Below are 24,463 nucleotides of genomic sequence, written 5' to 3' on the forward strand. Positions count from 1 at the left end.
GGAGTCCGCCCGTGACCCTGAGCATCGTCCACCGGCCCGCTCGCAGTACGCGTCCCGCCGAGCCGGTCAAGCCACGCCAGGTCGAGGCCCCGCCCAACCTCCCGGACGGAAAGATCGGCAACGCGGCCACGGCCCTGCTGCCGATGGCCGGAGTCATGGGCTCGGTGATCATGATGACCGTGATCCGCAACAGCCGGTTCGCGGTGGTGGGCGCCGTCGTGCTTGTCTTCGCCCTGATCGGGGCCGTCGCGCTGTTCCTCTCGCAGCGCGGCAAGGCCCAGCGGACCCGGCGCACGCAGCGTGAGCGATACCTCGAGTATCTGGAGGAGCTGCGCGAGGAACTCGGCAGCGCCGAGCGGCGGGTGAGGGACGCGGAGCGCGAGCTCAACCCGTCGCCGGACGCGCTGTACGACGTCGTGCGCGACCCGGCCCGGCTGTGGGAGCGACGCCGTCAGGACTCCGATTTCCTGCGGGTGCGCCTCGGCCTGGGTGACGTTCCCGTACAGGGACCGGTGATCCAGCAGAGCGGCAGTGGCGGGGTGCTGACACCCCCGGACCCGTTCATGCTGAACGAGGCCCGCGCACTGCAGCGCCGCTTCTCCACGGTCACCGACATGCCGGTGACCGTTCCGTTGGACCGTGCCGCCGACGTCAGTGTTATCGGGTCCAGGGAGGACGTGCTGAAGGTGGCGCGGGCGCTGCTGGTGCAGACGGCGGTGACGCATGCGCCCGATGACGTCGCGCTCGCCCTGGCCGTCCCCGGCGAGCGGCAGGCCGACTGGGAGTGGGCGAAGTGGCTGCCGCATGTGCTGGACCCGGGGGCCTACGACGGCCAGGTGCCCGCACGGCGCATCGCACCCGATCTACGACAGCTCGCGGGAGGTCTGCGGCACGAGCTGGGGCGAAGGGCCGCCTATGCCGCGGAGGTGCGACGCGGTCTGGCGGACCGGAACGCGCTGCGGCTCGCGTCCCGGATGCTGGTGATCGTCGACGGCCACGGCGAACCGGCCGTCGAACTGCCCCGCCCGGACGCGGCGGTGGGGCCGGCGGACATGGGGGTCACCGTGGTGCACCTGCTGGAGGAGCAGGTGCACGAGCCGGACGAGGTCTCGGTGCGGATCACCGTGCACGGTGATCGTGTGACCGTGGAGAACCTGCGCGCGGCCGTCGCCACGGAACCGTCCGCCGACGGGCTGGGAAGCGCCGTCGCGGAAGGCACCGTCGACCCGGTCGCCCCCTCCTTCGCCGAGGGCGTGGCGCGGATGCTCGCCCCGTTGCGGCTGTCCCCAGAATCCGTCGCCGAAGGCAGCCCCGTCACCGGGCCGGTCGACTTCCCTCTGCTTCTCGGCATCACGGACCCGTCCGACCTCGACCTGTCCGTCCTGTGGAAACCACGCACCGAACGGGACTTCCTGCGCGTGCCGATCGGTCTCACGGACCGCCACGAACCGGTGCTGCTCGACCTGAAAGAGTCCTCCCAGCTCGGCATGGGCCCGCACGGCCTGTGTGTCGGCGCGACCGGTTCGGGCAAGAGCGAGTTGCTGCGCACCCTGGTCCTCGCCCTGGCGGCCACGCACCCGCCCGAGGACCTGGCGCTCGTCCTGGTCGACTACAAGGGCGGCGCCACCTTCGCCCCCTTCACCGGACTTCCGCACACTGCGGGGATGATCACGAACCTTGAGAACCAGGCCGGGCTCGTCGAACGCGTCCACACCAGCCTCGCCGGGGAAGTCAAGCGCCGCCAGCAGGTCCTGAAGGACGCCGGCAACGTGCCGGACATCGGTCACTACGCCGAGCTGCGCGCCACGACCAGGCCCGATCTCGAACCGCTCCCCCACCTGTTCGTCGTCATTGACGAGTTCGGCGAACTACTGACGGCGAAGCCGGACTTCATCGACCTGTTCCTGTCCGTCGGACGCATCGGCCGGTCCATCGGCGTGCATCTGCTGCTGTCCAGCCAGCGCATCGAAAGCGGCAAGCTCAAAGGCCTGGACACCTACCTGTCGTACCGGCTCGGCCTGCGCACCTTCTCCGCCGACGAGTCCCGCACCGTCCTCGACACGACGGACGCCTTCCACCTCCCGCCCCTGCCCGGTTTCGGCTACCTGAAGGTCGACACCTCGACCTACGAGCGGTTCAAGGCCGGGTACGTCTCCGGCGCCCACCACGGCCCGGCCGCGGTGGAACAGCGCCCCGACGAGCCGCTCGTCCTTCCCTACCCAGTCTTCAACGCGCAGGAGCGGGCGCAGGAACGCGAGGAGGAGCCCGCCACCGTCCGCAAGGAAACCGGCCCGACCGTGCTGTCCCTCATGGTCGACCGGCTCACCGACGCCGCACCCGCCGTGCGCCGCATCTGGCTGCCGCCCCTGCCTGACGCCGTCACCCTGGACGCGGCCGCTGGCCCGCCGCAAGTCTCCGAACGTGGGCTGCACCTGGCACGTGCCACGTCCGGAATGCGGGTGCCGCTCGGCGTGCTGGACGATCCCGCCCGGCAGTGGCAGGGGCAGTGGGTGCTGGATCTGACCACGGCCGGCGGTCATGTGGCGGTGATCGGCGGCCCTCAGTCCGGCAAGACCACGCTCCTCCGCACCCTGGTGCTGAGCCTGGCGGTCACTCACACCCCGCGTGACGTGGCGGTCTACGGACTGGACCTGGTCGGCGGGGGGTTGTCGGCGCTGGCGGGCCTGCCCCACGTCGGCGGTGTCGCGGGCCGGGCCGACCGCGAACGCGCCGCCCGCACGGTCGCCGAGGTACGCGCCATGCTCGACGAGCGCGAAACCGTCTTCCGCGAGCACGGCATCGACTCCGTCGACCAGCTCCGCGGCCTCCGCGCGCAGGGGAAGCTGCCGCAGCTCGGCTCCACGGACGTCGTCCTCGTCGTCGACGGGTTCGGGGCCCTGCGTGACGACTTCGCCGACCTCGACGAGCCGGTCGCGGACCTGCTGAAGCGGGGTGGCGGGTACGGCATTCACGTGGTGGCCGGCATGCTCCGCTGGAACGACGTGCGCATCGCCGCCCAGTCGCTCTTCGGAACCCGCGTGGAACTCCGGCTGAACGATCCCGCCGACTCCTCCGTCGACCGCAAGCTCTCCCAGACGCTCTCGCCGGACGTGCCCGGACGGGTACTGACCGACGGCAAGCTGTTCGCCCAGGCCGCCCTGCCCCGGCTCGACGGCTCGCCCGCCACCGGCGATCTGGGCCCGGCCCTCGAGGAGGCGTGCCGGGCCGTCCGTGCCAACTGGCACGGGGAACCCGCCGCCCCGGTGCGTGTGCTGCCCGCACGGCTGCCGGCGACCCGGCTCCCGTCGCCCGTCGCGGAACCGGCGCGCATACCCCTCGGACTCGATCAGGACGCGCTCGCGCCCGTTCTCCTGGACCTCTTCGGGAGCGACCAGCACCTGATGGTGCTCGGGGACAACGAATGCGGCAAGACGAACCTGCTGAAGCTGATCGTCTCCGGGCTGGTCGACCGCTACTCGGACGAGGAGCTGGTGTTCGGGGTGTTCGACCCTCGTCGCGGACTGCGCGGAGTCGTCCCCGAGCCCTACCGGGGCGGCTACGCCCACAACGCCACGCTGGCCGCGGCGCTTTCCACCGGCATCGCCGGTGAACTGCAGAAGCGGATGCCGGAGACCGCCGACCCGGACGCCCCCGAGACGGACGAGCCCGCCTTTCAGGGACCCCGGATCGTGATCCTCGTCGACGACTACGACATCCTCACCACCGCGGGACAGCAGCCGCTCTCCCCCTTCCTGCCCTACGTCTCCTCCGCCCAGGACATAGGGCTGCACTTCGTCCTGACCCGGCGCGCCGCGGGTGCCTCCCGCGCGCTGTACGAGCCGCTGCTCACCACCTTGCGGGAGACAGGCGGCACCGCTCTGGTGATGACCGGGGACCGGTCCGAAGGCCAGCTCTTCCCCGGCCTGTACGCCACGCAGCAACCGCCCGGCCGCGGCACCCTGGTCCGCCGCGGCCGCCGCCATCAGCTCATCCAGACGGCTCTGACCGGAGCCGGGGAGGAGACGCCGTGACCAAGGACGTGATCGCCCTCACCTCGAAGATGCCGAACGCCTGGTCTCTTCTCGCGGGTCTCTACGCGGGCGGACCGCAGACGACCGTGACGGCGGACGCGGAGGGCGGCGTGCTGCGTCTGTGCTCCCCCGACGGCAGGCCCCTCGTGTCGGTCGAGGCGCCTCTGCTGGTCCAGGTCGCGGGGGAGGCGGAACGCCTGCTGGGGCGGGACGTGCCGGTGCCGTTCTGGTGGACCGAGGTCCGGGCGTCCGGTGCCGTCCCCCAGGCAGGGCCTCTCGCGGAGTCCGTGTGCGGACGCCTCGCGCTGCTCCTGGGCGGCAGCACATGGCCCGAGCAGGCCGCTCGTACCGAGGTCGTGGAGGTGCCCGCCACCGCGGCGCCGGACGACGGACAGCCGGTTGTGGACGTCCTGACCGGGAGCACGTCCGTCGTCCTCGCCGACCGCCCCGTTCTGGCCCTTTCCACCTGGCTCTCCGACGTACTCCGGGGCACCGCCCGGTCGGACCGCGCCCTCCAGATCGTCACCCCTCCGCACGTACGGGTCAGCGCAGCGGCCCGCGCGACCCTCCTCCACGTCCCGAACCGCTGGGTCGTGCAGGACGCGGACCAGGGCTACTACGACGGCCTGTCAGGGGCGGTGCTGCGCTGGCAGAACGGCACGTTCGCACCCGCTCTCTCCGCGGACGGCACCTCCACGGTCGCGGATGCCTTCACACGGACCTCCCCGACGGACGAGCGGCAACTCGTGGTGGCCTTCCGCACGGCCGTCCCCGCGAACGAGGACGTCGTCCTGGGTGAAGGCGTCGAAGCCGCCTGGCGCACGCTCACCGGATCCCCGCCTGCCGGGTGGGGAACCGCGGAGCCCGTCAACCTGCCCTGGTCACCGGGCCGTCTCACCGACCTGGCCCGCGGCCGGGCTCCCGAGCCGACCCACCTTCTCGTGACGGGCCGTCCCGGCCGTCCCGCGCTGGGCTGGATCCGGGTCACCCGCACGACCGCCGGAGTCGAACAGGACGTGACCCTGCACATCGGCTACGGCAAGGACGAGGAACCGCCTCTGGACGCGATCGCGCCGCTCGCCGAGGCCCTCGTCACGCGACACGGTCTGACGACGCTGCTCGTTTCCGTACGGCGGGCGTCCCGCGACCTCACCACCCCACCTGTCCTCCAGGCCCCGCCCGTCCCCGTCGCCTTCACTCTCGGCGCACGGGACGTGCGGGACATCGGACTCACCCACGCCCGCCGCCCGCCCATCGGCATTCGTCCCGTTCCTCTGGGCCCCGCCTCCTCACCCGCCCTGCACTACCCGCTGGGTGACGGCTCGGACCCCGGCGCACTGGTGACTCTGCGCCACCTGTCCGCCCACCTCCGGGCCGGAGTGCCTGGGTCGGCCATGGACGGATGACCACGACGGCGCGCCCCGCACGCACCCCTTCCGGCGAGGCGCCCCCTCACACCTCCACGTTCTCCGCCCACCGCCGTGCCGTCTCCGCCAGGAGTTCACGGCCGTCGCGTGCCCACAGGGTCTCGTTGAAGAGTTCGACCTCGACGGGGCCGGTGTAGCCGGCCGCCTCCACATGACCCTGCCACTCCCGCAGGTCGATCGTGCCGTCGCCGAGCTGGCCGCGGCCGTTGAGGACACCCTCGGGGAGCGGGGTGATCCAGTCGGCGAGCTGGAAGGTGTGGATGCGGTTCTGGGCGCCGGCGCGGGCGATCGCCTCGGGGGCCGTGTCGTCCCACCAGATGTGGTACGTGTCCACCGTGACGCCGACCTGGTGCGCCGGGAAGCGTTCGGCGAGGTCCAGGGCCTGGGTGAGCGTGGAGACCACGCAGCGGTCCGAGGCGAACATCGGGTGCAGCGGCTCGATCGCCAGCTTCACCCCGTGGTCCTCGGCGTAGGGGGCGAGTTCCGTGAGCGCGTCCGCGATGCGTTCGCGGGCCGCCCGCAGGTCCTTCGCGCCGGGCGGGAGGCCGCCGGAGACCAGGACCAGGGTGTCCGTGCCGAGCGTGGCCGCCTCGTCGACGGCGCGGCGGTTGTCGGCGAGGGCCGCCGCACGCCCGTCCGGGTCGGTCGCGGTGAGGAAGCCGCCCCGGCACAGCGTCGTCACCGTCAGGCCCGCGTCCCGTACGAGCCGGGCGGCCGCCTCCACGCCGTACTCCTGGACCGGCGCGCGCCACAGGCCGACCGCGGGGACGCCCAGGTCGCGGCAGGCGGCGGCCAGTTCGGGGAGCGTGAGCTGCTTGACGGTCATCTGGTTGATGCTGAAGCGGGTCAGGTCGAGGTCGCTCACGGGGTCACTCCGTACAGGTGCAGCAGGGTCCTCATCCGGTCCTCGGCCAGCTTCGGGTCGGGGAACAGGCCGAGGCGGTCGGCGAGTTCGTAGGCGCGGGCCAGGTGGGGCAGGGAGCGGGCGGACTGGAGGCCGCCGACCATCGTGAAGTGGCTCTGGTGGCCGGCCAGCCAGGCGAGGAGGACCACGCCCGTCTTGTAGTAGCGGGTGGGGGTCTGGAAGAGGTGGCGGGAGAGGTCGACAGTGGGGTCGAGGAGGGCGCGGAAGCCGTTCGTGTTCCCGGTGTCGAGGACGCGGACCGCCTCCGCGGCCAGCGGGCCGAGCGGGTCGAAGATGCCGAGCAGGGCGTGGCTGAAGCCGTGCTCGTCGCCCGCGATCAGCTCGGGGTAGTGGAAGTCGTCGCCGGTGTAGCAGCGCACGCCCTGCGGGAGGCGGCGGCGCAGGGCGACCTCGCGCCGGGCGTCGAGCAGGGAGACCTTGATGCCGTCGACCTTGTCGGGGTGGGCGGCGATCACGTCGAGGAACGTGTCCGTCGCCGCGTCCAGGTCGGTTGAGCCCCAGTAGCCCTCCAGCGCCGGGTCGAACATGGGGCCGAGCCAGTGGAGGATCACCGGTTCCGCGGCCTGGCGGAGCAGGTGGCCGTAGGTCTCCAGGTAGTCCTCGGGGCCGCGGGCCGTGGCGGCGAGGGCCCGGGAGGCCATGAGGATGGCCTGCGCGCCCGACTCCTCGACGACCGCGAGCTGTTCCTCGTAGGCCGCGCGGACCTCGGAGAGGGTCACGGGGGTGTCGGGGAGCTGGTCGGTGCCGACGCCGCAGGCGATGCGGCCGCCGACGGCCTTCGCCTCGGCGGCGGAGCGGCGGATCAGTTCGGCCGCGCCCGCCCAGTCCAGGCCCATGCCGCGCTGCGCGGTGTCCATCGCCTCGGCGACGCCGAGACCGTGCGCCCACAGGTGGCGGCGGAAGGCGAGGGTGGCGTCCCAGTCGACGGCGGCCGGTGAGTCGGGGGAGACGTCCGCGTACGGGTCGGCGACGACGTGCGCGGCCGAGAAGACCGTACGGGAGGTGAAGGAGGCGCCGGGGGTGAGCGCGAGGGGCTCGGTGCGGGGTTCGTAGGCGCGCAGGGCGCCGTGCGCGTCGGGGAGGCGGAGGGTCACAGGGCGATCTCCGGGACGTCGAGGCGGCGGCCCTCGGCGGAGGACCTCAGGCCCAGTTCGGCGAGCTGGACGCCGCGGGCGCCGGCCAGCAGGTCCCAGTGGTAGGGGGCGTCGGCGTAGACGTGACGCAGGAACAGCTCCCACTGGGCCTTGAAGCCGTTGTCGAACGTGCCGTTGTCCGGGACCTCCTGCCACTGGTCGCGGAACACCTCGGTGGCGGGAACGTCCGGGTTCCAGACGGGCTTGGGGGTGGCGGAGCGGTGCTGGACGCGGCAGGTGCGCAGGCCCGCGACGGCCGAGCCCTCGGTGCCGTCGACCTGGAACTCCACCAGCTCGTCGCGGTGGACGCGCACCGCCCAGGAGGAGTTGATCTGGGCGATCGCGCCGCCCTCCAGCTCGAAGATGCCGTAGGCGGCGTCGTCGGCGGTGGCGTCGTAGGGCTTGCCGCTTTCGTCCCAGCGCTGCGGGACGTGGGTGGCGGTGAGGGCCTGCACGGACGTCACGCGGCCGAACAGCTCGTGCAGCACGTACTCCCAGTGCGGGAACATGTCGACGACGATGCCGCCGCCGTCCTCGCTGCGGTAGTTCCAGGACGGGCGCTGCGCCTCCTGCCAGTCGCCCTCGAAGACCCAGTAGCCGAACTCGCCGCGCACGGACAGGATCCGGCCGAAGAAGCCGCCGTCGACGAGGCGCTTCAGCTTGAGCAGGCCGGGGAGGAAGAGCTTGTCCTGAACGACGCCGTGCCGGACGCCGGCCGCGTTCGCCAGGCGGGCCAGTTCCAGGGCGCCGTCGAGGCCGGTGGCGGTGGGCTTCTCGGTGTAGACGTGCTTGCCGGCGGCGATCGCCTTCCTGATCGCCTCCTCGCGGGCGGAGGTCACCTGTGCGTCGAAATAGACGTCGACGCCGTCGTCGGCGAGGACGGCGTCCAGGTCCGTGGAGATGTGCTCGAGTCCGTGCCGTTCGGCCAGCGCCTTCAGCGCGTGCTCGCGGCGGCCGACCAGCACCGGCTCGGGCCACAGCACGGTGCCGTCGCCGAGGTCGAGGCCGCCCTGCTCACGCAGGGCCAGGATGGAGCGGACGAGGTGCTGGCGGTAGCCCATGCGTCCGGTCACACCGTTCATGGCGATACGCACCGTCTTGCGTGTCACGTCGTTCCCTTCGTACGCGGGTTCCGCGCGCCGCGTGCACCGCACCCGCCCCACGCGCCCCTGGAGGGGCGGCGGGACTGGTGAACGTGACAGCAAGCGCTTTCTACGTGTCCGAAGCTAGCCCTTGGACGACGTGTGGACAAGACCACTGCCGGCCCCGGCTTGTTCGAGGGGGCGAACAACGGCACGGATTGGCCTTAAGGTCTGGTCGGAACCACCGGTGTGGGCGTGGGTGTGTACGACGGCGTACGACACGGGGCGGACGGCACGGCGGCGAGGCGGAGGACGAGACATGACGGTGACCCTGGCGGACGTGGCGGCGCGCGCGCAGGTCTCCCCCGCGACGGTGTCGCGTGTGCTGAACGGGAACTATCCCGTGGCCGCGTCCACCCGCGAGCGGGTGCTCAAGGCCGTGGACGAGCTCGACTACGTCCTCAACGGCCCCGCCAGCGCCCTCGCCGCCGCCACCTCCGACCTGGTCGGCATCCTGGTCAACGACATCGCCGACCCGTTCTTCGGGATCATGGCGAGCGCCATCCAGTCGGAGATCGGCGGTCCGGGCGGGCGCGCCGGCGGGGAGAGACTCGCCGTCGTCTGCAACACCGGGGGCTCCCCCGAGCGCGAACTGACCTACCTCACCCTGCTCCAGCGGCAGCGCGCCGCGGCGGTGGTGCTGACCGGCGGGGCCATCGAGGACGCGCAGCACAAGGCCGCGATGGACGCCAAGGTGCGGAAGCTGACGGACGCCGGGACGCGGGTGGTGCTGTGCGGGCGGCCGCAGGCGCCGGAGACCGGGGCGATCGCCCTGACCTTCGACAACCGGGGCGGCGGGCAGGAACTCACCGAGCACCTGATCCGGCTCGGGCACCGCCGGCTGGGGTACATCGCGGGCCCCGAGGAGCGCACCACGACCCGGCACCGCCTGGAGGGCCACCGGGCCGCGCTGGCCGCGCACGGCATCGAGGAGGACCCGCGGTGGACGGTCCACGGCCGCTACGACCGGCGGTCCGGCTACGAGGCCACGCTCGAACTCCTGCGCCGCGACCCGTCGTTGACCGCCGTGGTCGCGGCGAACGACTCCGTCGCCCTGGGCGCGTGCGCGGCGCTGCGCGAGTCGGGACTGCGCATCCCGGACGACGTGTCGGTGGCCGGCTTCGACGACCTGCCGTTCAGCATCGACGCGGTGCCGGCGCTGACGACGGTCAGGCTGCCGCTGACGGAGGCGGGGGCGCGGGCGGGACGGATCGCGATGGGCCGCGAGGAGCCGCCGCCGGGCGGGATCGCGTCGGTGCGGGGGGAGTTGATGGTGCGGGGGTCCACGGCGGGGCCGCGGGCCTGATTCCCAGGAGGGGCTGGGGGTGACCCCCTGAAGGGCCGCGGGGAACTGCGCGCCCAGCCCCCACCGGCCCGCACCCGAGGAACCACCGAGACACGCCCTGTGCGGCACCGGAGTGACGGGGAGGAGTCGGGTCCCGGGGTCGGGGGTAGTCCCGTATCCATGAAACTGGCGTTCTCCACCCTCGGTGTCCCCGGTCTCCCCCTCTCCGAGGTGACGGCCCTGGCGACCGCGCACGGCTATCACGGCGTCGAGCTGCGCGCCCACCCCGAGGAGCCCGTGCACACGGGTCTCACCGCCGAGCAGCGGGCCGACGTGGCCGCCGCGTTCAAGGCGGCCGGGCTCGACGTCCTCGGGGTCGCCGGGTACGCGCGGGTCGCCGCGCCCGGCGACGACGAACCCGTCCTCGCGGAGGTCCGCGCGCTGATCGATCTCGCGCGGGACATCGGCGCGCCGTACGTACGGGTGTTTCCCGGCGGCGGTGACGAGCAGAGCGCGGAGGAGGCCGACGCGACGGCCGCGCGGCGGCTGGGGACGGCGGCGGAGTACGCGGCGGACCGGGGCGTACGGATTCTGCTGGAGACGCACGACTCGCACCGCACCGGTGCGGATGCCATGCGGGTGCTGGGGTTGGTCGGGCACCGGCAGGTGGGGGCGCTGTGGGACGTGATGCACACGTGGCTGGGTGGCGAGCAGCCGGTGGAGAGCTTCGCGGCGTTGTCGCCGCACCTGGGGTACGTGCAGGTCAAGGACATCGCCTCGGCGGACGACACGACGCCCGTCGGGCTGGGGGCGGGGGTGCTGCCGTTGACCGACGTCGTCGAGGTGCTGTCGCGGAACGGGTGGGACGGGTGGCTGTGCTGGGAGTACGAGGCGCGGTGGTACGCCGACGCGGCACCCCTGCCCGGGCTCCTCGCCCCCGGCCGTGAGCACTTGTCGCGCCTGCTGAACGAATCGGCCTGAAGGGCGCGAGCGGCCCGGCACCGGCGTCCCCGTGGAGGGGCGGGGAAAAACGACTCGCCCGTGTTGTGGGCGGGCGGATAAGGTCCCCGCCGTGCCTCAGCCCGTCCGCCGCCGCCCTGTCATGCCCTCGTGAGTGTGTCCCGCGCGTTCATCGACGTGCGTCCGCTGCGTGCCTCACGCGTCTTCCGGCGTCTGCTGATCGGCCGGACGGTGTCCGTCCTCGGCAGCTTCATGACCATGGTCACCGTCATGTACCAGGTCTGGGAGATGACGCACAGCGCGGCCTGGAGCGGGGCGGTGGGTCTCGCACAGGCCGTGCCGCTCGTGTGCTTCGGCCTGTTCGCCGGGGCGTGGGTGGACCGGGGCGACCGGCGCCGGATCTACCTGGCCGCGACGGTCGGCCAGGCGGTGTGCTCGTTGCTGCTGGCGCTGCAGGCATTCACCGGACACGTGCCGGTGGCCGGGGTGCTGGCTCTGGTGGCCGCCCAGTCCGCCTGCGCGGCGGTGGGCGGTCCCGCGGCCGGTGTGTTCGTGCCCCGGGTGCTGCCCAAGGAGCAGGTGGCGTCAGGGCTGGCCCTCTACCAGGTCACCGCCCAGTCGATGATGCTGATCGGCCCGGCGCTCGGCGGGCTGATGCTCGGCTGGTTCGGCCTGGGCGTCTGCTACCTGCTGGACGCGCTGAGCTTCCTCGTCGCCTTCCACGGTGCGTTCGGTCTGCCCGCGCTGCCGCCCGAGGGGGAGCCGTCACGGGCCGGGCTGCACGGCGTGCTGGACGGGCTGCGCTTCCTGGCCGGCCACCGGGTGGTGCGGGGCGCGCTGGTCACCGACCTGGCCGCCACCGTGCTGTCCATGCCGGCCGGCCTCTTCCCGCTGATCAACGAGGAGCGGTTCGGCGGTGACCCGCGCACGCTGGGACTGTTCATGTCGGCCGTCGCGATCGGTGGGGTCGCGGCGTCGGCGCTGTCCGGGACGGTGACCCACCTGGGCCGTCCGGGCCTGGTGATGCTGTGCGGCGCCGGCGTCTGGGGGGCCGCGCTGGCCGCGTTCGGCTTGATGCGCAGCCCCTGGGCGGGCCTCGGCCTGCTGGTGGTCGCCGGGGCGGCCGACGCCCTGTCGGTGCTCTCACGCACCACGATCGTGCAGACCCGTACACCCGACGCCCTGCTGGGCCGGGTCACCGCCGCCGAGCAGATCGTCGGACAGGCCGGTCCGCACCTCGGCAACATGCGGGCGGGACTGGTGGCGGGCGCGACCTCCGGTGCGACGGCTCTGGTGACGGGCGGGCTGCTGTGCCTGCTCGCGGTGGTCTGGGTCGCCGCCGGCACGCCCCAGCTGCGCGCCGGTGTCCCCGTCCCGGAATCGCCCTGACCGACGCCGCAGCGGACCGGGACGGTCAGCCTGTGACCGTCGCCGGCCCCCACCACCCTTTCCCCCCAGGTCCCACGCCGTCGGCGGGGACGGCCGGCCGGGGCGGCGTCACGCGCGGGGGCCCGGCCCGCGACCCCCGCGCAGGCTCACCCGGCCCGGGAGCCCTCGGAGCGGGACCCGGGGAGCCGTGCGGACTCGGTGATGGGCACCGCCGAGGGGCGCCGCGGCGTGACCGACGTCAAAGCCACCCCTCCCACCAGCAGCGCCGCCGCGCACCACCGCAGCGGCGTGACGGATTCGCCCAGGAACAGGGCCGCCGACGTCATCCCGAAGACCGGGACCAGGAGGGAGAACGGGGCCACCGTGGACGCCGGGTGGCGGCGGAGCAGCCAGCCCCAGGCGCCGAAGCCGAAGACCGTCGCGCCCCACGCGACGTAGAGCACCGTGCCCGCGCCCGCCCAGTCGAGGGAGCGCAGGGCCGCGAGGTCCGCCGACCAGCCCTCCAGCAGCAGGGAGAGGGCGAGCAGCGGGAGCACCGGGACCGTGCTGACCCAGATCATGAAATTGAGGGCGTCGGGGGGCGACGCCTTGCGGGTGAGGATGTTGGAGACGCCCCAGCAGGCCGCCGCCGCGACGACCAGGGCGAAGCCGGTCAGCGGGCCCGAGGCGCCCTCGTCGGCCGCGGCCACCCCGATGCCGGCCAGCGCCACCGCCATGCCCGCCACCCGGACGCGCGTCGGACGCTCCCCGAGGAGCACCACGGCGAACAGGGCCGTGAACACCGCCTGGATCTGGAGCACCAGGGAGGACAGGCCGCCCGGCATGCCGACGTCCATGCCGATGAACAGCAGGCCGAACTTGGCCACCCCCAGGGCCAGTCCGACCCCCACGATCCACTTCCACGCGACCTTCGGCGGGCCTACGAGGAACACCGCGGGCAGGGCCGCGACCAGGAAGCGCAGGGCGGAGAAGAGCAGCGGCGGGAAGTGGTCGAGGCCGACCTCGATGACCGTGAAGTTCACTCCCCACACGGCGGCGACGAGGACGGCGAGAAGGACATGTGCGGGTCGCATGCGTCGAGCATCACCGGGGACGACACTTCAGCACCAGCGACGATTACTGCATGGTTGGATGAAGCATCGCTAACCGATGAAGCATCACTCACCGATGAGCATCGCTCACCGATGACAGGAGCGGTCATGCTCGACCTCCAGCGTCTGCGCGCCCTGCACGCCGTCTCCGTGCACGGCACCGTCGGCGCCGCCGCCTCCGCCCTCGGCTACACCTCGTCCGCCGTCTCCCAGCAGATCGCCAAGCTGGAGCGGGAGACGCGGACCGTGCTGCTGGAGCGCGAGGGGCGGGGCGTGCGGCTCACCGACGAGGCGCATCAACTGGTGCGCGCCGCGCGCGAGCTGATCGCCATCGTGGAGCGCGCGGAGACGGAGCTGGAGGAGCGGCGCGGGGTGCCGTCCGGGCGGCTGACCGTCGCCGCGTTCGCGTCGGCCGCGCGCGGGCTGATGCCGCCGGTGCTGGCCGACCTGGCCCGCCGCCATCCCGCGCTGGACACCCGGCTGACCGAGGTGGACCCGCATCTGTCCGTGGACCTCGTCGCCAAGGGCGCGGTCGACCTGGTGGTCGCGCACGACTGGGACATCGCGCCGCTGCCCGCCCCGGCGAACGTGGAGCAGACGGTCATCGGGAACGACCTGTGCGATCTGCTGGTGCCGCAGGGCCACCGGTTCGCGGGGCGGAAGGGCGTGCGGCGGGAGGAGCTGGCCGGGGAGCGGTGGATCTGCCAGCCGCCGGGGCGCGTCTGCCACGAGTGGTTGGTACGCACCCTGCGGGCGGCCGGGCACGAGCCGGCGATCGTGCACACGGCCGACGAGAACCCGACCCTGGTCGCCCTGGTCGCGGCCGGTCTCGGCATCGCCCTGATCCCCCGGCTGGGGCGCGGTCCGCTGCCCGACGGGGTCGTCGAGGTGCCGCTCGACCCGATGCCCGTACGGCGGCTGTACGCGCTGTGGCGCACGGGCGCGGCGCGCCGGCCGGCGATCGCGGAGACGGTCCGCACCCTGGTCGCCCACTGGCCGGCGGTCTCGGCGCACGACCCCCGCTGAGACCGGACGGTCGTACAGCACCCTCACGCGCGGCAGCCGCACGCACAGCACCCGCACGCACTGCCCCCGGCGAGCACCCCCAAGAGGGGAACCCGCCGCCGCCCCCGCACGTCCCAGGTGCGGGCTGCCGGGTGACCCTCCGGGAACGCACCTCACCGTGCCGGCTCCCCGCGCCGGCCGCGGCCGCCGTCCCCCCTCGGCGCCGCGTCCCGGCCGGCGGCCCGCCGCCGTCGGCGCCGCCCCCTCCCGCCGCGCCGGCGGCGGCCCCCTCCGGATGCTGCCCATGCCCTTGACTGGCAGAAACTTCCCGGATATTGGTGACCTCCTGGCAGTTTCCTTCAGCGGATCCCCGGTCCCCCGCGGATCACCTCCCAAAGGAGCGCACGTGCCCGACAGCAGCCCCGGATCCACGGCAAGCACCGCCCGTCCCTCCAGACGTACCGTCCTCGCCGCCACGGCGGGCGTCACCTCCGTGCTGGCGGCCGGCGGCACGGTCCACGCGGCCACCGGCGCGCACCGCCCCGACGACCGCAAGCTGCGCGCCCTCGTCTCCCGGATGACGCTGGAGGAGAAGGTCGGCCAGCTCTTCGTGATGCGGGTCTACGGCCACTCCGCCACCGACCCGGACCAGGCCGACATCGACGCCAACCTGTCCGAGATCGGGGTGCGCACGGCCGCCGAGCTGGTCGCCAAGTACCGGGTCGGCGGCATCATCTACTTCGCCTGGGCGCACAACACCCGCGACCCGCACCAGATCGCCGATCTGTCCAACGGCATCCAGAAGGCGTCCCTCGGGCTGCCGCGCGGGCTGCCCGTGCTGATCTCGACCGACCAGGAGCACGGCATCGTGGCCCGCGTGGGCGAGCCCGCGACGCTGCTGCCGGGCGCGATGAGCGTCGGCGCGGGCGGCTCCCGGTCCGACGCGCGCAACCTGGGCCGGGTCGCGGGCCGTGAGCTGCGCGCCCTGGGCATCCGTCAGAACTACTCCCCCGTGGCCGACGTGAACGTCAACCCGGCCAACCCCGTCATCGGCGTGCGCTCCTTGGGCGCCGACCCGGACGCGGTCGCCGGGATGGTCGCGGCGGAGGTGCGGGGGTACGAGTCGTCCGGCGTGGCGGCCACCGCCAAGCACTTCCCGGGCCACGGCGACACGACCACGGACAGCCACGAGGACCTGCCCACGATCCACCACACGCGCGAGCAGTGGGAGGAGCTGGACGCTCCGCCGTTCCGGGCGGCGATCGCCGCGGGCATCGACTCGATCATGACCGCGCACATCGTCGTCCCGGCGCTCGACGGCGCCGAGGACCCGGCCACGCTGTCCCACCCGATCCTCACCGGCATCCTGCGCGAGGAGCTCGGCTACGACGGCGTCGTGGTGACCGACTCCCTCGGCATGGAGGGCGTGCGCACCAAGTACGGCGACGACCGGGTGCCGGTGCTGGCGCTGAAGGCGGGCGTGGACCAGCTGCTCAACCCGCCGTCCCTGGACGTCGCGTGGAACGCGGTCCTCCAGGCCGTGCGGGACGGGGAGCTGACGGAGGCCCGCCTCGACGAATCGATCCTGCGCGTGCTGCGTCTGAAGGCCCGCCTGGGCCTCTTCGACGACCCCTACGTCAGCCACGCGGGCGTGGACCGGGTGGTCGGCACCCGGTCGCACCTGGCCGCCGCCGACCGGATCGCCGAGCACGGCACCACCCTGCTGATCAACGAGGGCGGCCTGCTGCCGCTGTCCCGCCGCCGCACGCCCAAGGTGCTGGTGGTCGGCGCCGACCCGGCGTCCCCGTCCGGCACCACGGGCCCGCCCACCGGGACGCTCGCGGACGCCCTGACCGAGCTGGGCTTCACCGCGACCGCCCTGTCCACCGGCACGGCGCCCTCCGCGGCGACCGTCGCCAAGGCCGTGGCCGCCGCGGCGGACGCGGACGCGGTGGTCGTCGGGACGTACAACGTCACCGCCTCCAGCAGCCAGAAGACGCTCGTCGAGCAGCTGCTGGCGACCGGGAAGCCGGTCGTCGCGGTGGCCATCCGCAACCCGTACGACGTGGCCCATCTGCCCGGTGTCCGCGCGTATCTGGCGTCGTACTCCTGGACCGACGTCGAACTGCGCGCGGCGGCCCGCGTGATCGCCGGGAAGGTCCGCCCGCGCGGCACGCTCCCGGTCCCGGTGCAGCGCGCCGACGACCCGACGGCGGTGCTGTACCCGGTGGGGCACGGGCTGACGTACTGACACGGTGACGCCTCGTCCGGACCGTGCAGCGTGGACGGTCCGGACGAGGCGTCCTGGTCGGGCGCGGTCACGGCGTCTCCCCGGCCGGGCGTAACCCCCCTACGTCACCCGGCCGACCCGTCGCACCCCATATGCGCAAACGACCCCACTTGTCTGGCGTGTCCGGGCGGCGGGCGGTCACGCTGGAGCCGGGGATCTTCCGGGGGGACGGCGATGCGGGTGCGCGGACGGGGGCCCAGGGCCGTGGGGGCGGCCCTGGCGGGGGTGGTGCTGCTCGCCGGGTGCCGGGACGCGCCGCCGGACGGGGCGGGCGGGACGGCGGCGGTGGCGTCGCCGGTGCGGCCGTCGGGGTACGGGGCGGTGTTCCTGGACGTCGGCGAGTGCAGTTCCTTCGGGCGCACCAGCTTCACCGAGGTGTCCTGCGCGGGCGAGCGGGCGGCGGCCCGGGTGACGGCCCGGCACGACGGCACCGCGCGCGACGGTCCGCCCTGCCCGCCGGCCACCGACTTCGTGCTGCACATCAGCGAGCAGCGGCCGGCCGCCGACGAGGACGGCGACGGGATGGTGCCGCAGGGCTACGCCTGCATGCGCAATCTCCAGCCGCCGCACCCGGGCGACCCGGGCGGCGGGGGCGGACCGCGCACCGTCGTCGGCGACTGCGTGTACGCCCTCGACGGCGGCCGGGTGCGGGAGACCGCCTGCGACGGAAGCGGGCCCGAGGAACCGGAGTTCAAGGTGACGAAGGCCGTGGACGCCCGGACCGGTTGCCCGGCGTCCACGGCCCTCTACGTCCGGCTGGGCGGGGCCGCGCCGGTCGGCTGCGCCGTCCCGGTGTGACCCCGCCCCGCCTCACGGACGCAGCGCGTGCCGGAGTTCGGCGTCCCGCTTGTCGAGCTTGGCGTCGAACGTCGCCAGCGGCCTGGCCGCCGCCGGGTTCGCCTGGACGGCGGTCGGGGCGACGCCCGCCCAGTCCAGGATGCGGGCCGTGGCCAGCGCCTTCTCCTTCTCGACCAGGCCGGCCACGTTCGCGCCGTGGTTCATGCCGGGCGCGGTGAACACGTAGGAGTCGCGCGCGCCCCTGCCGAGGCGGAACGGCTCGGCGCCCCACGGGTCGTTCTCGCCGTACACGAACAGCATGTGCCGGGCGTTGTGGCGGACCCAGGTGTCGACGTCCCGCATGACGTACGGCTGGAACTTCATGTCGATGGAGCGCGGCACGAAGTTGCGCGGCGGCTGGTAGCCGTAGCGGACGTACTTCTTCTCGATGTGCGGGAAGTGGATGGTCGGCGCGCCCATCTGGGTGCCGGCCTGGTAGTAGTACGGCGTGTACGGGTCCAGGCCCTGGTCCGTGTAGAACGAGAAGCCGGAGATCGTGTCGACCGAGGTCCAGATCTCGTCGTCGGTGGCGTTCTTCGCGTCCGCCGGGATGTCCTGGCAGTCGGCGAGGGTGCTGTACTGCCAGAAGCCCCACACGTAGTCCAGGACGACCGCCTCGTAGGCGCGGTCCAGGCTGCCGATGGTGTCGAAGGTGTAGCCGTTCTCGGCGGCGTAGGCGGCGTACTTCTTCTCCAGCGGGGCCCGGCGCACCAGCGCCTCGCGCTGCACGCCGTTGAGCCGGTCGCGGCACTCCTCGGTGCCGACGGTGCGGAAGAACCGGTCGTAGGCCGAGTCCTCCTTGTTCACCACGTCGTTGGGGGCGACGTAGGCGACGACGCCGTCCATGTCACGCGGGTAGAAGCGCTCGTAGTAGGTGGCGGTCATGCCGCCCTTGGAGCCGCCCGTGGAGAGCCAGTTCTCGCCGTAGATCTTCTTCAGCGCGGTGAAGACGCGGTGCTGGTCGCTGGCGGCCTGCCAGATGTCCAGCTTGCTCCAGTCGGCCGGCTCGGGCCGGGACGGGGTGAAGAAGCGGTACTCCAGGGAGACCTGGTTGCCGTCCACGATCTGGGTCGGCTCGGCGCGCCGGGGCGTCGTGGAGACGCTGTAGCCGCCGGTGTAGAAGACGGTGGGCCGCGCGGTGTCCTTGTGCAGCACGGTGATCCGCTGCTGGAACGTGCCCTTGGAGGGCCTGCGGTGGTCGACCGGCTGCGTGTAGTTCAGGACGAAGAAGCGGTACCCGGTGTACGGCTTCTCCTCGATGAGGCTCATGCCCGGGATCGCGAGCAGCCTCTCCTTGATGTCAGTGGTGCCGGTGGCGTCCGGCTCGGCGGCGGTGGCCGCCCCGGCCGTGCCCAGTGTGCCTATGAGCACCGTGAGCGCCAGCAGCCATCTGAGCGCCTTGCGCATGCGCACTCCCCTGTGAGACAGATGTGCGCCGGAAGCTACTCGACCAACTCCTCACCGCACCAGGGGACATAGGGAAAACCCTGTGCGCGACGCACGCGCAGGGGGTGTCAGCACAGGATCCAGCCGGAGCTGACGGAGTCCGCCGCGACCCGGCCGGTGACCCAGACGCAGCGGCGTCCGGCGTGCACGGTCACCGGGCCCGCGTGGTAGGCGAACCGCCCGTCGTCGACCACGGACCGTCCGCCGCGCGCCCGCACGCTCACCGCCATCTTCTGTTTCACGCCCTGCTTCTTGGCGATGGTGACGGCGCAGACGTACCCGCCGCGCTTGTAGACGAGCACCGACCCGGTGGAGAACGGCAGGGTCCGCACCTTGCGTCCGGGGCACAGCGCCGCCGCCTCGGCCTCCTGGGCCGGTGCGGCCAGGGCGAGCAGCCCCGACGCGGTCAGCACCGCAAGGACCGGCGCGAGCCGCCGGTGTATCGCTCCACTGCGCACAGTCGTCCTCCTGTACCGCGCCCGCCGGAACCGACGGCGTACGCGTGTACGGACGCACGGCGTAGGCCGCACGGTTGCGCGAGCCGGTGTGCGCCGGTGGCGCACGGGCGGATCAGGCCGGCGCGGGTACGTCCTCGCCGACGAACGTCCGCCACAGCGCGGCGTACCGGCCGCCCTTGCGCAGCAGTTCCTCGTGGGTGCCGTCCTCGGCGACCCGGCCGTGGTCCATGACGACCACCCGGTCGGCGCGGGCGGCGGTGGTGAGGCGGTGGGCCACGACCAGCGTGGTGCGGCGGCCGGCCAGGCGGTCGGTGGCCGCGTTGACCTGGGCCTCGGTGGCGAGGTCCAGGGCGGCGGTGGCCTCGTCGAGCAGCAGCACGTCCGGGTCGACGAGCTCGGCGCGGGCGAGTGCGATCAGCTGGCGCTGGCCCGCCGACAGGTTGCGGCCGCGCTCGGCGACCTCGTGGAGGTAGCCGCCGTCCAGGGTGGCGATCATCTCGTGCGCGCCGACCGCGCGGGCGGCGGCCTCCACCTCGGCGTCGGTGGCGTCGGGGCGGCCGTAGGCGATGGCGTCGCGGACGGTGCCGGGGAAGAGGTACGCCTCCTGCGGTACGACGCCGAGCCGGTGCCGGTACGCGGTCAGGTCCATCTCGCGCAGGTCGGTGCCGTCGACGGTGACCCGCCCGCAGGTGGGGTCGTAGAACCGGGCGACCAGCTTGACCAGGGTGGACTTGCCGGCGCCGGTCTCGCCGACGAACGCGACGGTCTGCCCGGCGGGGACGGTGAGGTCGATGCCGGTGAGGGCCTCCTCGCCGTCGCCGTAGGAGAAGTGCACGTCCTCGAAGGTGATCTCGCCGCGCAGGGACGTCACCGGGAGCGGCTCGGCGGGGGGCTGGGTGGAGGTCGGTTCGCGCAGCAGCTCCTGGATCCGTCCGAGGGAGACGGTCGCCTGCTGGTAGCCGTCGAAGACCTGCGAGAGCTGCTGCACGGGCGCGAAGAACAGGTCGATGTAGAGCAGGTACGCGACCAGCGAGCCGATGGCGAGCGTGCCGTCGTCCACCCGGCCGCCGCCGACCACGAGCACCGCCGCCGCGGCGACCGAGGACAGCAGCTGCACGAACGGGAAGTACACGGAGATCAGCCACTGGCCGCGGATGCGCGCGCTGCGGTAGTCGGCGCTGCGCTCGGCGAACCGCCGCGCCCCGTCGCCCTCGCGGCGGAAGGCCTGCACGATCCGCAGCCCGGCGACGGACTCCTGGAGGTCGGCGTTGACCACCGACACCCGCTCCCGCGCCAGCTCGTACGCCTTCACGCTGGCCCGGCGGAAGAAGTACGTGCCGGCGATCAGGAGGGGCAGGGTGGCGAAGACGACGAGGGCGAGTCCGACGTCGAGCGCGAGCAGGGCGACCATGATGCCGAAGAAGGTGACCACCGAGACGAACGCGGTGACCAGGCCGGTCTGGAGGAACGTGGACAGCGCGTCGACGTCCGTGGTCATCCGGGTCATGATCCGGCCGGTCAGCTCGCGCTCGTAGAAGTCGAGGCCGAGCCGCTGGAGCTGGGCGAAGATCTTCAGCCGCAGTGTGTACAGCACGCGTTCGCCGGTGCGTCCGGTCATCCGGATCTCGCCGGTCTGCGCCGCCCACTGGGTGAGCACGGTGAGCAGGCCCAGCAGGGCGGCCGCCCAGACCGCGCCCTGGGCGGTGCGGGTGACGCCCTCGTCGATGCCGTGCCGGATCAGGATCGGCAGCAGCAGGCCCATGCCGGCGTCCACGGCGACCAGGCCGAGACTGATCAGCAGGGGGGTGCGGAAGCCTGCCAGCAGGCGGCGCAGGCCGTAGGAGTCCTCGGGGCGGACGGCGCGGGCCTCGTCGACGTCGGGGACGTCGTCGGCCGGGGGCAGCGCGGCGACCTGCTCGAGCAGCTCCGGGGTGGCGGGGGCGCCGTCCAGGGCGGTGTCCCTCGGCTCGCGGTCGCCGGTCCACAGCCGGGGGGTGACGCCCCGCTCGGCGTCGAACTCGGCGTCCAGCTCGGCGCGGACGGAGGTGTCCTCCTCGCGCGGTCCGGCGGGCGGGGTGTGGCCCGGGGAGACGGCGCCCAGCTCGTCGGGGTCGGTGAGCAGCCTGCGGTACAGCGGTGAGCGGCGCTGGAGCTCCTCGTGGGTGCCGATGTCGGCGAGGCGGCCGTCCTCGAGGACGGCGATGCGGTCGGCGAGGTTGAGGGTGGAGCGGCGGTGGGCGATCAGCAGGGTCGTACGGCCCCGCATGACGCTCTTCAGCGCCTCGTGGATCTCGTGCTCGACGCGGGCGTCGACGGCGGACGTGGCGTCGTCCAGGACCAGCAGGCGCGGGTCGGTGAGGATCGCGCGGGCCAGGGCGACGCGCTGGCGCTGGCCGCCGGAGAGGGTCAGGCCGTGCTCGCCGACGGTGGTGTCGTAGCCGTCGGGCAGCTCGTCGATGAACCGGTCGGCCTGGGCGGCGCGGGCGGCGGCCCGGATCTGCTCGTCGGTGGCGTCGGGGCGGCCGTAGGCGATGTTGCCGCGCACGGTGTCGGAGAACAGGAAGGAGTCCTCCGGGACCAGGCCGATGGCGGCGCGCAGGGACGCGGTGGTCAGCTCGCGCACGTCGTGGCCGCCGACCAGGACCGCGCCGCGGGTGACGTCGTAGAAGCGCGGCAGCAGCAGGGAGACGGTGGACTTGCCGGAGCCCGAGGCGCCGACCACGGCGAGGGTCTCGCCGGGGCGGATCTCGAAGGACAGGCCGTCGAGGACCGGCCGCTCCGCGTCGTAGCCGAAGGCGACGTCGTCGAACTCGACGGTCGCCGGCGCGTCGGCGGGCAGGTCCTTGGTGCCGTCGGTGAGGTACGGCTCGGTGTCGATCAGGTCGAGGACGCGTTCGGTGCCGGCGCGGGCCTGCTGGGCGACGGTGAGGACGACGGCGAGCATCCGGACCGGGCCGACGAGCTGGGCGAGGTAGGTGGAGAAGGCGACGAAGGTGCCGAGCGTGATGTGGCCGCGCACGGCGAGCCAGCCGCCGAGGGCGAGCATCGCCACCTGGCCCAGCGCGGGCACGGACTGGAGGGCGGGCGTGTAGCGGGAGTTCAGCTTGATGGTGCGCAGGCGTCCCGCGAACAGCCGGCGGCCGACCTCGCGGAGCTTGCCGGTCTCCTGGTCCTCCTGGCCGAAGCCCTTGACCACGCGGACGCCGCTGACCGCGCCGTCGACCACCCCGGCGACGGCGCCCGCCTGCGCCTGGGCGTACCAGGTGGAGGGGTGCAGCCGGGTGCGGCTGCGCTTGGCGATCCACCACAGGGCGGGTGCCACGGCGAGCGCGATCGCGGTGAGCGGCAGGGACAGCGACGCCATGATCACCAGGGAGATCACGAACAGCAGCAGGTTGCCGATGGTCATCGGCAGCATGAAGAGCAGGCCCTGGATGAGCTGGAGGTCGCTGGTGGCGCGGCCGACGACCTGTCCGGTGGACAGCTCGTCCTGGCGTCTGCCGTCGAGCCGGGCGATCGACCCGAACATCTCGGTGCGCAGGTCGTGCTGGACGTCGAGGGCGAGCCGCCCGCCGTAGTAGCGGCGGACGTAGGTGAGGGCGTAGACGGCGAGGGCGGCGGCGATCAGCAGGCCGGCCCAGGTGCCCATGTCCCGCGTCTTGTCCCCGATGACATCGTCGATGATCACCTTCGTGATCAGCGGCACCAGGGCCATCACGGCCATGCCGGCGAGGGAGGAGCCGAGCGCCAGGACGACGTCCCTGGGGTGCCGCCACGCGTAGGCGGCCAGTCGTCGTGCCCATCCCCGTTGCGCTGTCACGCGGTGTCCTCCGATCGTCCTGATCTTCCGCAAGGCACCAACGCCGCCGGAAGCGGATTTCATCCCTCCGCAACAATTCCGCCGACGCGCCACGACCCCGCACGGTCGTGCGGTCGTCACGCAATCGGCACGTTCCCTCCACGCGCTTGACTGCATGTGCATGCCAGTCTCTCGGGTATCTCCCTTGTGCAACCCGCGTAGATCGGACACCCCACATGCCTGTCGTGCGCATACGCCGCCGGAAGGCGGTGGCGCTGGCGAGCGCCGCCGTCCTCGCCGGACTCGCCGTCCCCGCCCTGGCCCCCGGCTCGGCCGGCGCCACCGCCCCCACGCCCGCCGACGCCCGGACGGCCGCGGTGGCCGCCTACGCCGCCCCCGACGGCTACTACGACGGCGCCGAGGGCAAGACCGGCGAGGCCCTCAGGTTCGCCCTGAACTCGATCGTCAGCGACCAGACGAAGCTGTCGTACTCGGCCGTCTGGGACGCCCTCAAGGACACCGACGAGGACCCGTCGAACAGCGGCAACGTGATCCTGCTGTACTCCGGCGTCTCCCGCAGCAAGAGCGCCAGCGGCGGCGACACCGGCGACTGGAACCGCGAGCACGTCTGGGCCAAGTCCCACGGCGACTTCGGCACCTCCACCGGCCCCGGCACCGACATCCACCACCTGCGCCCGTCGGACGTCCAGGTCAACAGCATCCGCGGCAACAAGGACTTCGACAACGGCGGCAGCGCCGTCGCGAACGGCGGCGGCAGCCTCACCGACTCCGACTCCTTCGAGCCGCGCGACGCGGTCAAGGGCGACGTGGCCCGCATGATCTTCTACATGGCGGTCCGCTACGAGGGCACCGACGGCTGGCCCGACCTGGAGCCCAACGACAGCGTGGACAACGGCAGCGCGCCCTACATCGGCAAGCTCGCCGTGCTCAAGGAATGGAACGAGCAGGACCCGCCGGACGCCTTCGAGCAGCGCCGCAACGACGTGATCTTCGAGTCGTACCAGCACAACAGGAACCCGTTCGTCGACCACCCGGAGTGGGTCGAGTCGATCTGGTGAGCGCGCGGGCGGCGCACGGGCCCCGCGCTCCCCGCGCGTGCGGGGCGGCGCCGGGCGGTCGCGTACGCCCTCGGGCTCCGGGTTCGCTCCATCAGGTGGTGTGGACCGCGGGAGCGGCGGATCACCGGTGACCTGCGGGAACGATGGGGGGCGCCCCGGCCGTGCG

General features: G+C 73.1%; 16 protein-coding genes. 9 read left to right on the forward strand and 7 right to left on the reverse strand.

Annotated elements, in window-relative coordinates:
• Nucleotides 1-11: 11 nt before the first annotated feature.
• Nucleotides 12-4,031: a type VII secretion protein EccCa gene (eccCa, locus tag ACFOSY_RS07400; protein ID WP_394305923.1), complete on the forward strand. Its 4,020-nt coding sequence runs from the start codon at nt 12-14 to the stop codon at nt 4,029-4,031.
• Nucleotides 4,028-5,437, forward strand: a complete 1,410-nt coding sequence (locus tag ACFOSY_RS07405) for a DUF6177 family protein (protein ID WP_394305924.1) — start codon at nt 4,028-4,030, stop codon at nt 5,435-5,437. The genes eccCa and ACFOSY_RS07405 overlap by 4 nt, the downstream gene beginning before the upstream one ends.
• Nucleotides 5,438-5,483: 46 nt before the next feature.
• Here ACFOSY_RS07405 and ACFOSY_RS07410 read toward each other — a convergent pair whose 3' ends face one another.
• The 3 genes from ACFOSY_RS07410 to ACFOSY_RS07420 are packed head-to-tail and all read right to left on the reverse strand — an operon-like array spanning nt 5,484 to nt 8,625.
• Nucleotides 5,484-6,284, reverse strand: coding sequence for a sugar phosphate isomerase/epimerase family protein (locus tag ACFOSY_RS07410; RefSeq protein WP_394306235.1), 801 nt, complete (start codon nt 6,282-6,284; stop codon nt 5,484-5,486).
• Between the two features lie 35 nt (nt 6,285-6,319).
• On the reverse strand, nt 6,320-7,477 hold the full coding sequence (locus ACFOSY_RS07415; protein WP_394305925.1) for a dihydrodipicolinate synthase family protein: 1,158 nt from the start codon (nt 7,475-7,477) through the stop codon (nt 6,320-6,322).
• A complete protein-coding gene (locus tag ACFOSY_RS07420) occupies nt 7,474-8,625 on the reverse strand; it encodes a Gfo/Idh/MocA family protein (protein ID WP_394305926.1) in 1,152 nt (383 codons plus the stop codon). The genes ACFOSY_RS07415 and ACFOSY_RS07420 overlap by 4 nt, the downstream gene beginning before the upstream one ends.
• A 292-nt stretch (nt 8,626-8,917) precedes the next feature.
• Here ACFOSY_RS07420 and ACFOSY_RS07425 point away from each other — a divergent pair, with 292 nt between their 5' ends.
• The 3 genes from ACFOSY_RS07425 to ACFOSY_RS07435 all read left to right on the forward strand — a co-directional run bounded on the left by ACFOSY_RS07425 (nt 8,918) and on the right by ACFOSY_RS07435 (nt 12,292).
• Nucleotides 8,918-9,964, forward strand: a complete 1,047-nt coding sequence (locus ACFOSY_RS07425; RefSeq protein ID WP_394305927.1) for a LacI family DNA-binding transcriptional regulator — start codon at nt 8,918-8,920, stop codon at nt 9,962-9,964.
• Nucleotides 9,965-10,123: 159 nt separating this feature from the next.
• Entirely contained in the window at nt 10,124-10,924 is an 801-nt protein-coding gene (locus ACFOSY_RS07430; protein ID WP_394305928.1) for a sugar phosphate isomerase/epimerase family protein, read from the forward strand.
• Between the two features lie 129 nt (nt 10,925-11,053).
• Nucleotides 11,054-12,292: an MFS transporter gene (locus ACFOSY_RS07435; RefSeq protein WP_394305929.1), complete on the forward strand. Its 1,239-nt coding sequence runs from the start codon at nt 11,054-11,056 to the stop codon at nt 12,290-12,292.
• A 146-nt stretch (nt 12,293-12,438) separates the two neighbouring features.
• Here the strand turns inward: ACFOSY_RS07435 and ACFOSY_RS07440 are convergent, their stop codons facing one another.
• Nucleotides 12,439-13,365 (reverse strand): EamA family transporter, encoded by a 927-nt coding sequence (locus ACFOSY_RS07440; RefSeq protein ID WP_394305930.1) that lies wholly within the window; start codon nt 13,363-13,365, stop codon nt 12,439-12,441.
• Between the two features lie 126 nt (nt 13,366-13,491).
• On the opposite strand from ACFOSY_RS07440, the gene ACFOSY_RS07445 reads away from it, so the two are divergent.
• The 3 genes from ACFOSY_RS07445 to ACFOSY_RS07455 all read left to right on the forward strand — a co-directional run bounded on the left by ACFOSY_RS07445 (nt 13,492) and on the right by ACFOSY_RS07455 (nt 17,476).
• Nucleotides 13,492-14,409: a LysR family transcriptional regulator gene (locus ACFOSY_RS07445; RefSeq protein ID WP_394305931.1), complete on the forward strand. Its 918-nt coding sequence runs from the start codon at nt 13,492-13,494 to the stop codon at nt 14,407-14,409.
• Nucleotides 14,410-14,794: 385 nt separating this feature from the next.
• Complete coding sequence (locus ACFOSY_RS07450) at nt 14,795-16,639, forward strand: glycoside hydrolase family 3 protein (RefSeq protein WP_394305932.1); 1,845 nt, start codon at nt 14,795-14,797, stop codon at nt 16,637-16,639.
• Nucleotides 16,640-16,882: 243 nt separating this feature from the next.
• A complete protein-coding gene (locus ACFOSY_RS07455; protein WP_394305933.1) occupies nt 16,883-17,476 on the forward strand; it encodes a hypothetical protein in 594 nt (197 codons plus the stop codon).
• Between the two features lie 12 nt (nt 17,477-17,488).
• Here ACFOSY_RS07455 and ACFOSY_RS07460 read toward each other — a convergent pair whose 3' ends face one another.
• The 3 genes from ACFOSY_RS07460 to ACFOSY_RS07470 all read right to left on the reverse strand — a co-directional run bounded on the left by ACFOSY_RS07460 (nt 17,489) and on the right by ACFOSY_RS07470 (nt 23,239).
• Nucleotides 17,489-18,922, reverse strand: coding sequence for a S28 family serine protease (locus tag ACFOSY_RS07460; RefSeq protein ID WP_394305934.1), 1,434 nt, complete (start codon nt 18,920-18,922; stop codon nt 17,489-17,491).
• Nucleotides 18,923-19,029: 107 nt separating this feature from the next.
• Nucleotides 19,030-19,419, reverse strand: coding sequence for a hypothetical protein (locus ACFOSY_RS07465; protein WP_394305935.1), 390 nt, complete (start codon nt 19,417-19,419; stop codon nt 19,030-19,032).
• A gap of 112 nt (nt 19,420-19,531) precedes the next feature.
• Complete coding sequence (locus ACFOSY_RS07470) at nt 19,532-23,239, reverse strand: ABC transporter ATP-binding protein (protein WP_394305936.1); 3,708 nt, start codon at nt 23,237-23,239, stop codon at nt 19,532-19,534.
• 215 nt (nt 23,240-23,454) lie between these two features.
• On the opposite strand from ACFOSY_RS07470, the gene ACFOSY_RS07475 reads away from it, so the two are divergent.
• Nucleotides 23,455-24,297, forward strand: a complete 843-nt coding sequence (locus ACFOSY_RS07475; protein ID WP_394305937.1) for an endonuclease I family protein — start codon at nt 23,455-23,457, stop codon at nt 24,295-24,297.
• The last annotated feature ends 166 nt before the right edge of the window (nt 24,298-24,463 follow it).

Origin of the sequence: Streptomyces lusitanus, assembly GCF_042647945.1 — a bacterium.
Taxonomy (GTDB): domain Bacteria; phylum Actinomycetota; class Actinomycetes; order Streptomycetales; family Streptomycetaceae; genus Streptomyces; species Streptomyces pseudogriseolus.

Excerpts from the sequence above, each read along its gene's own strand:
- ACFOSY_RS07460 (WP_394305934.1), bottom strand. The coding sequence starts at position 18,922 with ATGCGCAAGGCGCTCAGATGGCTGCTGGCGCTCACGGTGCTCATAGGC.
- ACFOSY_RS07440 (WP_394305930.1), bottom strand. The coding sequence starts at position 13,365 with ATGCGACCCGCACATGTCCTTCTCGCCGTCCTCGTCGCCGCCGTGTGG.
- ACFOSY_RS07410 (WP_394306235.1), bottom strand. The coding sequence starts at position 6,284 with ATGACCGTCAAGCAGCTCACGCTCCCCGAACTGGCCGCCGCCTGCCGC.
- ACFOSY_RS07475 (WP_394305937.1), top strand. The coding sequence starts at position 23,455 with ATGCCTGTCGTGCGCATACGCCGCCGGAAGGCGGTGGCGCTGGCGAGC.
- ACFOSY_RS07430 (WP_394305928.1), top strand. The coding sequence starts at position 10,124 with ATGAAACTGGCGTTCTCCACCCTCGGTGTCCCCGGTCTCCCCCTCTCC.
- ACFOSY_RS07445 (WP_394305931.1), top strand. The coding sequence starts at position 13,492 with ATGCTCGACCTCCAGCGTCTGCGCGCCCTGCACGCCGTCTCCGTGCAC.
- ACFOSY_RS07425 (WP_394305927.1), top strand. The coding sequence starts at position 8,918 with ATGACGGTGACCCTGGCGGACGTGGCGGCGCGCGCGCAGGTCTCCCCC.